The sequence below is a fragment of the Mycobacterium sp. 852002-51163_SCH5372311 genome, from assembly GCF_001667115.1.
GTDB lineage: Bacteria > Actinomycetota > Actinomycetes > Mycobacteriales > Mycobacteriaceae > Mycobacterium.
Window position 1 is genome coordinate 19,881 of record NZ_LZIJ01000032.1, and the last position, 8,140, is coordinate 28,020.

Sequence of the window (8,140 nt, forward strand, 5' to 3'; positions counted from 1 at the left end):
CCTTCCTGCCTTCGAGCCCCGGCGGCGCCACGTCGGGCGAACGGAGCCCGATCGCCTGGCTACTGCTCGGTCAGGCCCAATCGCGCCACCAACCACCGCCGCAGGTCCGGGCCATAGTCGTCACGATCCAATGCAAAGTCAACCGCAGCCTTGAGGTAGCCGCCGGGATTTCCCAAGTCGTGTCGAGATCCCCGGTGCACGACCACGTGTACCGGGTGGCCCTCTGCGATCAGCAGCGCGATCGCATCGGTGAGCTGCACTTCGCCACCCGCGCCGCGGTCGATGCGGCGCAACGCGTCGAAGATGGCGCGGTCGAGCACATAACGCCCAGCCGCCGCGTACATCGAAGGAGCGTCCTCGGCCTTGGGCTTCTCGACCATGCCGTTGACCTTCAGCACGTCGGCATTGTCAGCAACATCTAGGCCGGAAACCGGCTCGACGTCGAAGACGCCGTAAGCACTGATCTCCTCCGGCGAGACCTCGATGGCACACAGCACCGTTCCGCCCAGTTCGGCGCGCACCTGCGACATCGTCTCCAGCACGCCGGTGGGCAGCACCAGGTCGTCGGGCAGCAGCACCATCACCGCGTCCTCGTCGGCCGTCAGAGTGGGTTCCACGCAACTGATGGCGTGTCCCAGACCCAGCGGCTCGGCCTGCACCACCGACTCGACCTTGATCAGCTCCGGGGCGCGACGCACCTTGGCCAGCATGGCTTTCTTGCCGCGCGCCTCGAGCGTGCCCTCCAGCACCAGGTCTTCGACGAAGTGCGCGACGACGCCGTCCTTGCCCTCGGAGGTGATGATCACCAGGCGCTCGGCGCCGGCCTCGGCGGCTTCGGCGGCGACCAGCTCGATACCGGGGGTGTCGACGACGGGCAGCAGCTCCTTGGGCACGGTTTTGGTGGCGGGCAGGAACCGCGTCCCCAAGCCGGCCGCCGGGACGATGGCCGTGTAGGGCACTTGCGAGTTTGAGGGGAAAGACATCGACTCACACCATAACCGTTATGCGCTTGTCTAACCGCGATGGCGGGCCGGCAGCCTTGGCTGTCATCGTTGAGGACATGGCGAGCGGGACCAAGGCCGCGTTGCGCGAACAGCTGCTGGCAGCCCGGCGGCGGGTCGCCGACGACGTTCGCGCGGCCGAGGCCAGGATGCTCAGCGAGCACTTGGAGCTGCTGGTCAGCGCCGGCAGCACGGTATGTGCGTACGTGCCGGTGGGCGCCGAGCCCGGTTCAATCGAGATGCTCGACGTGTTGCTGCGCCGGGCCAAACGGGTGCTGCTGCCGGTAGCGCGCACCACCGCAGACGACGTGCCCCTGCCGCTGCGGTGGGGAGAGTACCGATCTGACGGGCTTGCGCAGGGCCGATGGGGACTGCTGGAGCCGCTTGAGCCGTGGCTGCCGGAGTCGGCCCTGGCCGAGGCCGAGCTGGTGCTGGTGCCGGCGCTGGCGGTCGACCGATCGGGCGTCCGGCTGGGGCGGGGCCGGGGCTTCTACGACCGCTCACTGGCCGTCCGGCATCCGCACGCGCGGCTGATGGCCATAGTTCGCGACCAAGAATTGGTCGACGAACTGCCCGTCGAACCGCACGACGTCCCACTGACGCACGCTCTCACCCCGCGGGGTGGAGTGGTAGAGCTGACCGGCCCGGCCCGGGAATGAGACACATCACCTGGCGGTTCTAGCACTTGACACGCTAGAGTGCTAACACAGCCTGACTTATCCGGAGGTTTTCGTGCCGACCTACAGCTACCAGTGCACCGAGTGCGCTGACCGCTTCGACGTTGTGCAGGCCTTCACCGACGACGCCCTGACCACGTGCGAGAAGTGTTCGGGTCGGCTGCGCAAGCTGTTCAACTCCGTGGGCGTCGTGTTCAAGGGCAGCGGTTTCTACCGCACCGACAGTCGCGAGTCGGCCAAGAAGTCGAACGGTTCGACCAACGGTTCCTCGTCCGGCGAGTCCGGGTCGAGTTCGACGGCGAGCGAGAGCAAGTCGACGAGCTCGAGCGAGAAGTCGACCAGCAACTCCGCGCCGGCTACCGCGGGCGCGTCCAGCTAGCAAGTCATCCACAAGCCGGCCATTGCCCGGCATCTGCGCCGTTGCGTTGCGCCTAAGTTTTGCGTGTGGCTGACCCCTCACTGAATCCGACCCTGTTCAGCCGGATCTCGACGTCGTTGCGGCCGGACTGGACTCGGACCGTGTTGGCCCGGCGAGTCGCCGCAGGCGGGCTCGTCGTGCTGGCCGGTGTTGCGGCGCTGCGCTCGAACCCAGAGGGCGATCGAGTGGCCGTGGTGGTGGCCAACCGCGACCTGCGACCCGGAACGACGTTGAACGCCGACGACGTGCGCGTCGAAAAACGTTTGGCGACAACGGTTCCCGACGGGTCTCAAGCCGACCTTAGTGCGGTGGTGGGTTCGACGCTGGCCGGTTCGACACGCCGCGGCGAGGTGCTCACCGATGTCCGGCTGCTGGGTAGCCGGCTGGCCGAATCGACAGCCGGGCCCGGCGCTCGCCTTGTTCCGCTGCATCTGGCGGACGGCGCGCTGATCGACCTCGTCCGGGTCGGTGACGTTGTCGACGTGTTGTCCGCACCGGCCACCGACGCGCAACCGGCTACAACTTCGGCTCCGCGGGTTTTGGCCACCGACGCCGTGGTGGTGCTGGTGTCCGCCAAGGAAAAAGCCGGGACTGCAGCGGATGACCGCGTAGTGTTGGTTGCGCTGCCGGCTCGGGTGGCGAACACGGTGGCAGGCTCGGCGTTGGGTCAAGCGGTAACCCTGACCCTGCACTGAGTACCTTCCCGAGGTTCGCCATGCGGCCTGCAGCAAACCTGTCCAGTCCAGAAAGGTCCGCCCAATGTTCAAAGGGTTCAAGGAGTTTCTCTCGCGGGGCAATATCGTCGACCTGGCCGTCGCGGTTGTCATCGGTACGGCGTTCACGGCGTTGGTCAAAGCATTCACCGACAGCATCATCCAGCCGCTGATCAGCTCGATCGGCTACAGCGGAAAATCCGACATCGGCCTCTTGAAGAGGCACATCGTCGGCGACCTGTACATCGACTTCAACGTTCTCTTGTCGGCCACGATCTACTTCTTCCTGGTGGCCTTCGTGGTGTACTTCTTCGTCGTGCTGCCGTACAACAGGCTGCGCAAGAAGGGCGAAGTCGAGCAGGCAGACGACGCGCAGGTGGTTCTGCTCACCGAAATCCGCGACCTGCTCGCGCAGAACACCTCGGTCATGTCGTCGGGTAAGCACGGCTCCTTCGAGAAGGCGCCCACCCCTGACCACGGACCACGGGCGGACGCGGAAGCACAGACAAAGGGTGAGTTGAGCTAGATCTCCAGGCTCGACAACTGGCCGATGATCTGCGCGGCCAGCGGATTCAGCGTCGCCATTCCGTCGCGCACGGCATACCTGGACCCGGCAAGGTTGACCACCAGAGTGCTTCCGGATACACCTGCCAGTCCGCGTGACAACGCCGCGTCGGTGATTCCGGCGGACAGCCCCGAGGCCCGGATTGCTTCGGCGATGCCGAGGATCTCCCGATCCAGAATGTCGCGGGTGGCCTCCGGCGCGACGTCGCGCGGCGTGACCCCGGTCCCGCCCACCGACACCACAAGGTCCACCCCGCCGATCACCGCGGTGTTCAGCGCGTTGCGGATCTCGATCTCGTCAGCCTCGACTGCCACCACCCCGTCGACGACGAACCCCGCCTCGGTCAGCAGCTCAGTGACCAGCGGGCCACTGTGGTCCTCATCGCCATGCGCGGTGCGATCGTCGACGACGACGACGAGTGCCCGGCCGACAACCAACTCCGCGCCTTTTTCCATGGGTGCAACCGTATATCCGAGGTCGGACAACTGCGCGTCGGCTCTCATCACTGCTCCGCCTTGCCGAGGGTGACCTGCACTGTGCGGGTGCCACCAGATGGATCTTGATAGGTCAGCGACACCTTCTCACCGGGCGCCTTGGAACGCACCGCCGCAACCAGGGCGTCGGCGCTGTTGATGGGGCGCTCGTCGACTCGCGTGACGACCACACCCTTGGGCACTCCGGCGCCCGCGGCCGCGCCGCCCGGAACGACTTCCATCACCTTGGCGCCGGGCGTGCCTTTGTCGGTGATCACTTGCACGCCCAGCGAGGCATGGGACGCCCGGCCGGTGCTGATCAACTCGTCGGCGATGCGCTTGGCCTGATCGACCGGAATCGCGAAGCCAAGGCCGATCGAGCCGCTCTGCGCGTCGCCCGAATCGGCGCCCATGGTGGCGATCGCCGAATTGACGCCCACCAGTTGCCCGCTCATGTTGACCAACGCCCCGCCGGAGTTGCCGGGGTTGATCGCGGCGTCGGTCTGAATCGCGTCGAGCACCGTGTTTTGATTGCCCGACTCACCGGTCGTCGATACCGGCCGGTTCAGGGCGCTGACGATTCCGGTGGTCACCGTGCCCGCCAGACCCAAGGGTGAGCCGATCGCCACCACCGGCTGGCCGACCCGCAGATCCGCCGACGAGCCCATCGCGATGGGGGTAAGGCCGCTCATACCGGCCACGCGCACCACAGCAATGTCGCTGGTGGGGTCGGCACCGACCACGGTGAACGGGGCCGTACGGCCGTCAGAGAAGGTCACCGTCGTCTTCGGCGCACCGCCACCGCCGGGCAGCGGGCCGCCTGGGCCGGGCGGCGCTTTGGGGTTGGCGGCCGCGATGACGTGGTTGTTGGTCATGATCAGGCCGTCCGCCGACAGGATGATGCCGGAGCCCTCCTCGGACTGCCGACCCAAATCGGTCTCCAGCATGACGACACTGGGCACCACCTTCGCGGCGACCTGTTCGACGCTGCCGGCCGGCATGTTCGCGGCCGGGACGCTGGGCGCCGCCCCCGGTATCAATCCGCCGGCGTGGCCGCCCGGCGCCTGATGACCAAGCTCCACCATCGTGGCCGCCGCGCCGCCAATACCCGCCGACACCACCGCGATCGCCAACGCGCCGGCGAACAAGCCTGCGCGAGAACGTTTTTGACGTATCGGGGGGCCAGGCATCGGCGGAAGCATTCCGGGTATGTGACCCTGCCCGGTGCCGCCCATCCCAGGTATCGGACCAGCGCCAGTTCCGTGCATTCCCGGTATCGGCCCCGCGCCCGTGCCGGTCGGTATGTTGCCCGTGCCCGTGCCTCCGATTCCAGGTACCGGGCCCGCACCCGTGCCGGTCGGTATGGCGCCCGTCCCGGTGCCGCCGAAAGACTGACGGTACTGCTGCGACGGCTGCTGATAGCGCCAGTCGAACTGCTGGTTGTAGCTGTCCTGTGGCCCCTGAGCATAGGCGGGCGGCACAGGCCCACCAGGCCCGGGACGGTATCCGGGCTGCTGCGGCGGTGGCGAATACCTCGGGTGATTCGTCATGTCGCTAAGTCGCTCTTCCTCGTCTTTTCATGTATTTCGACGTCTTTTCGATGTCTTTTCGATGTCTGTTCGACGTCTGTTCGAACGTTGTCGGCCTGATTGCCAACACTAACCGCGCACAACTACCTTGCGCGCGCGGACTGAGAGTCCGCTGAGATAACGTTCGCCGGATCCGGAGAGTTCGCACCGGTTCCAATCACCTTTCCTGCCGGATCGGTGCGGCTGTCTGCTGAGGCGTCCGGAAACTCCCCTGGTCCGGTAGGCGCCACTGCGGCGTCCTCTGCCCCGGAATCGGGAAGCGGCATCGGCCGTCCTGGTAGCAGCACATAAATCGTGGTTCCCGGAGGCTGGCCCCCCGGCACGGTGTCTTCCACGCGCAGCAATCCACCGTGGTTGAGTACCACCTGTTTGACGATTGCAAGCCCCAAACCTGAACCAGGCAGTGCGCGCGCCGTCGTCGATCGATAGAACCTTTCGAACACCAGGCGCCGCTCGTGGGGTGGGATCCCGGGGCCATGGTCAGACACCGCCAGCTCGGCGTGCGATGGGTCCAGCTGGCGCAGCGTAACGCCGACATGGCCGCCCGACGGGCTCCACTTGGCCGCGTTGTCCATCAGATTCAATGTTGCGCGTGACAGGCCGGCGGCGTCGCCGTAGACCTGCCACGGCGTCACCTGGACATCGAACTGAATATCGTTGCGCCGGCGCCTGACCCGCTCCAGGCTGCGGTCGATGACATCGGACATGTCGACCGGTTCATGCACGACCTGGCCGGCGTCGCGGGTCAGGTCCACCAGGTCGCCGACCAGGGTGGACAGCTCCTCGATCTGGGCGAGCACGTCGGCGCGCAGGTCGACCATCTCCTGCTCGGGCAGCCGGGGCGCTCCCGGTTCCATCGATGCCATCAGCAGTTCGACGTTGGTGCGCAGCGAGGTAAGCGGGGTGCGAAGTTCGTGTCCGGCGTCGGTGACCAGGCGTGCCTGCCGTTCGCGGGACTCGGCCAGCGCCCGCAGCATCAAGTTGAAGGCTTCGGTGAGCCTGGCCAGTTCGTCGCTGCCGAACACCGGAATGGGTCGCAGGTCGTCGGTGCGCGCCACCCGCTCGGCCGCCTCGGTGAGACGGGCCACCGGCCGCAGCCCGGCCCGGGTGACCATCCCGCCGGCCACCGCGGCGACGGCGACACCGATTCCGCCGACCAGCAGCAACACAAATCGCAGTTTGGTCATCACGGCCTCGGTCGGCCGCAGACTCTTCGAGATCAGCAGCGAACTCCCGTTGGGCAGGTGGATGGCAAGTATGCGCTGGTCACCGGCGGTGCGACGGGACATGAACAGCTCGCCGCGAATGACTGCCTTCTCGGCGGATCCCACGGGCAGCGTCTGGCCTGGCTGGTTAGCGGTGTAAATGAACTCGCCCGGGCTCACCAGCATGGCGTTGACGTCGGAGTAGGCGGTGCCCTCGATGGCCTTTCCGGGATCGGCTGCCAGCGAACCGCTCGCAATCAGCAATTGGGCCCGGCTCTGCAGCTGGTTGTCGATGTCGCTGTAAAGGGCCGCCGAGATCACCGCGTAGACGGCGAACGCCATCAAGATGACGACCATCGCCACCATGGACATCGCCAGCAGCATGACCCGCCACCGCAAAGACAACGAGCTGGTCGCTCGCAACGCTGCGCGCCTGTTCTGGACGGGCCGCCGGACCCGAATCATCAGGGCGGCGTCTCCCTCAGCACGTAGCCCACCCCACGGACGGTGTGAATCAGCCGCGATTCACCCTCGGCCTCTGTCTTGCGACGCAGATAACCGACGTACACCTCCAGCGCATTGCCCGAAGTAGGAAAGTCGAATCCCCATACCTCCTCGAGAATGCGGCTGCGAGTCAAAACCCGGCGCGGATTGGCGATCAGCATCTCCAGCAGGGAGAACTCGGTGCGGGTGAGGCTGATCCGGCGCTGTCCTCGGGTGACTTCGCGGGTCACCGGATCCAGGGTCAAGTCGGAGAACTTCATCGCCACCGACTCGGCGGCATCCTCCGGCTTGGTGCGGCGCAGCAGCGCGCGCATGCGAGCCAGCAGCTCTTCGAGGGCGAACGGCTTGGGCAGGTAGTCATCAGCGCCGGCGTCCAGCCCGGCCACCCGCTCGGAGACCGAGTCACGGGCGGTGAGCACCAGGATCGGCAGGTCGTCGCCGGTACTGCGGAGCTGACGGCACACTTCGAGGCCGTCCAGCCGCGGCATCATGACATCCAAGACGAGCGCGTCGGGCCGATCGCTGGCGATCTTGTCGAGGGCCTCGACTCCGTCGTGAGCGAGCTCGACCGAATACCCATTGAACGAAAGCGACCGGCGCAGCGATTCGCGCACTGCACGATCGTCGTCAACGACAAGGATTCGCACGCGAACTAGTGTCGTACGAGCGCCTGAGAGCGGCCTGAGAGGCGCGCCGTGCTATCCGACGCGGCTTGTTCGCCGGTCAGGTCACATCTGTCCCTTGAGTCACCGAAGTTGCGGGTGTGCCAATTTGTCCGGCTCGTCGCGACCACGTCTTGCTGTGTTGGTGTTGCGCGTGAATCCTGGGCTTTGCGCGTGAATCCTGGGCTTTGCAGGTGAATCCTGGGCGGAAATTTGCGCGGCTTCCCGCCCTAGGCTCACACCGAACGCCCCCACCTCACGCTCAACGCCCAGGCTTCACACCGAACGCCAACAGTGCACACTCAATGCCCTCCGCTACACCGAAAGTCGGGC

9 protein-coding genes are annotated in these 8,140 nt (G+C 66.3%); 4 read left to right on the forward strand and 5 right to left on the reverse strand.

Translation table 11 applies throughout. The features are described from left to right. Positions 1 to 59 precede the first annotated feature (59 nt). A complete protein-coding gene (locus A5791_RS04695) occupies positions 60 to 983 on the reverse strand; it encodes a UTP--glucose-1-phosphate uridylyltransferase (protein ID WP_067231916.1) in 924 nt (307 codons plus the stop codon). 77 nt (positions 984 to 1,060) lie between these two features. Between A5791_RS04695 and A5791_RS04700 the strand changes: the two genes are divergently transcribed. From A5791_RS04700 to mscL, 4 genes are all read left to right on the forward strand, one after another. Further along, entirely contained in the window at positions 1,061 to 1,660 is a 600-nt protein-coding gene (locus A5791_RS04700) for a 5-formyltetrahydrofolate cyclo-ligase (RefSeq protein ID WP_067231943.1), read from the forward strand. 73 nt (positions 1,661 to 1,733) lie between these two features. Then, a complete protein-coding gene (locus tag A5791_RS04705) occupies positions 1,734 to 2,057 on the forward strand; it encodes an FmdB family zinc ribbon protein (RefSeq protein WP_067231918.1) in 324 nt (107 codons plus the stop codon). A 65-nt stretch (positions 2,058 to 2,122) separates the two neighbouring features. After that, on the forward strand, positions 2,123 to 2,791 hold the full coding sequence (locus A5791_RS04710; protein ID WP_067231921.1) for an SAF domain-containing protein: 669 nt from the start codon (positions 2,123 to 2,125) through the stop codon (positions 2,789 to 2,791). A 64-nt stretch (positions 2,792 to 2,855) separates the two neighbouring features. Then, complete coding sequence (gene mscL, locus A5791_RS04715) at positions 2,856 to 3,335, forward strand: large-conductance mechanosensitive channel protein MscL (protein WP_067231924.1); 480 nt, start codon at positions 2,856 to 2,858, stop codon at positions 3,333 to 3,335. Here the strand turns inward: mscL and A5791_RS04720 are convergent. The 4 genes from A5791_RS04720 to mprA form a co-directional block, all read right to left on the reverse strand. Then, complete coding sequence (locus A5791_RS04720; RefSeq protein ID WP_067231928.1) at positions 3,332 to 3,877, reverse strand: molybdenum cofactor biosynthesis protein B; 546 nt, start codon at positions 3,875 to 3,877, stop codon at positions 3,332 to 3,334. The genes mscL and A5791_RS04720 overlap by 4 nt on opposite strands. Next, the gene (locus A5791_RS04725) at positions 3,877 to 5,397 is read right to left on the reverse strand and encodes a S1C family serine protease (protein ID WP_067231931.1); all 1,521 of its coding nucleotides are present in this window, start codon (positions 5,395 to 5,397) and stop codon (positions 3,877 to 3,879) included. Before A5791_RS04725 ends, A5791_RS04720 begins: the two co-directional genes overlap by 1 nt. 122 nt (positions 5,398 to 5,519) lie before the next feature. After that, positions 5,520 to 7,106, reverse strand: a complete 1,587-nt coding sequence (locus A5791_RS04730; RefSeq protein ID WP_067231934.1) for a HAMP domain-containing sensor histidine kinase — start codon at positions 7,104 to 7,106, stop codon at positions 5,520 to 5,522. Further along, positions 7,106 to 7,792, reverse strand: a complete 687-nt coding sequence (gene mprA, locus A5791_RS04735) for a two-component system response regulator MprA (RefSeq protein WP_067231938.1) — start codon at positions 7,790 to 7,792, stop codon at positions 7,106 to 7,108. The genes A5791_RS04730 and mprA overlap by 1 nt, the downstream gene beginning before the upstream one ends. Positions 7,793 to 8,140 lie beyond the last annotated feature (348 nt).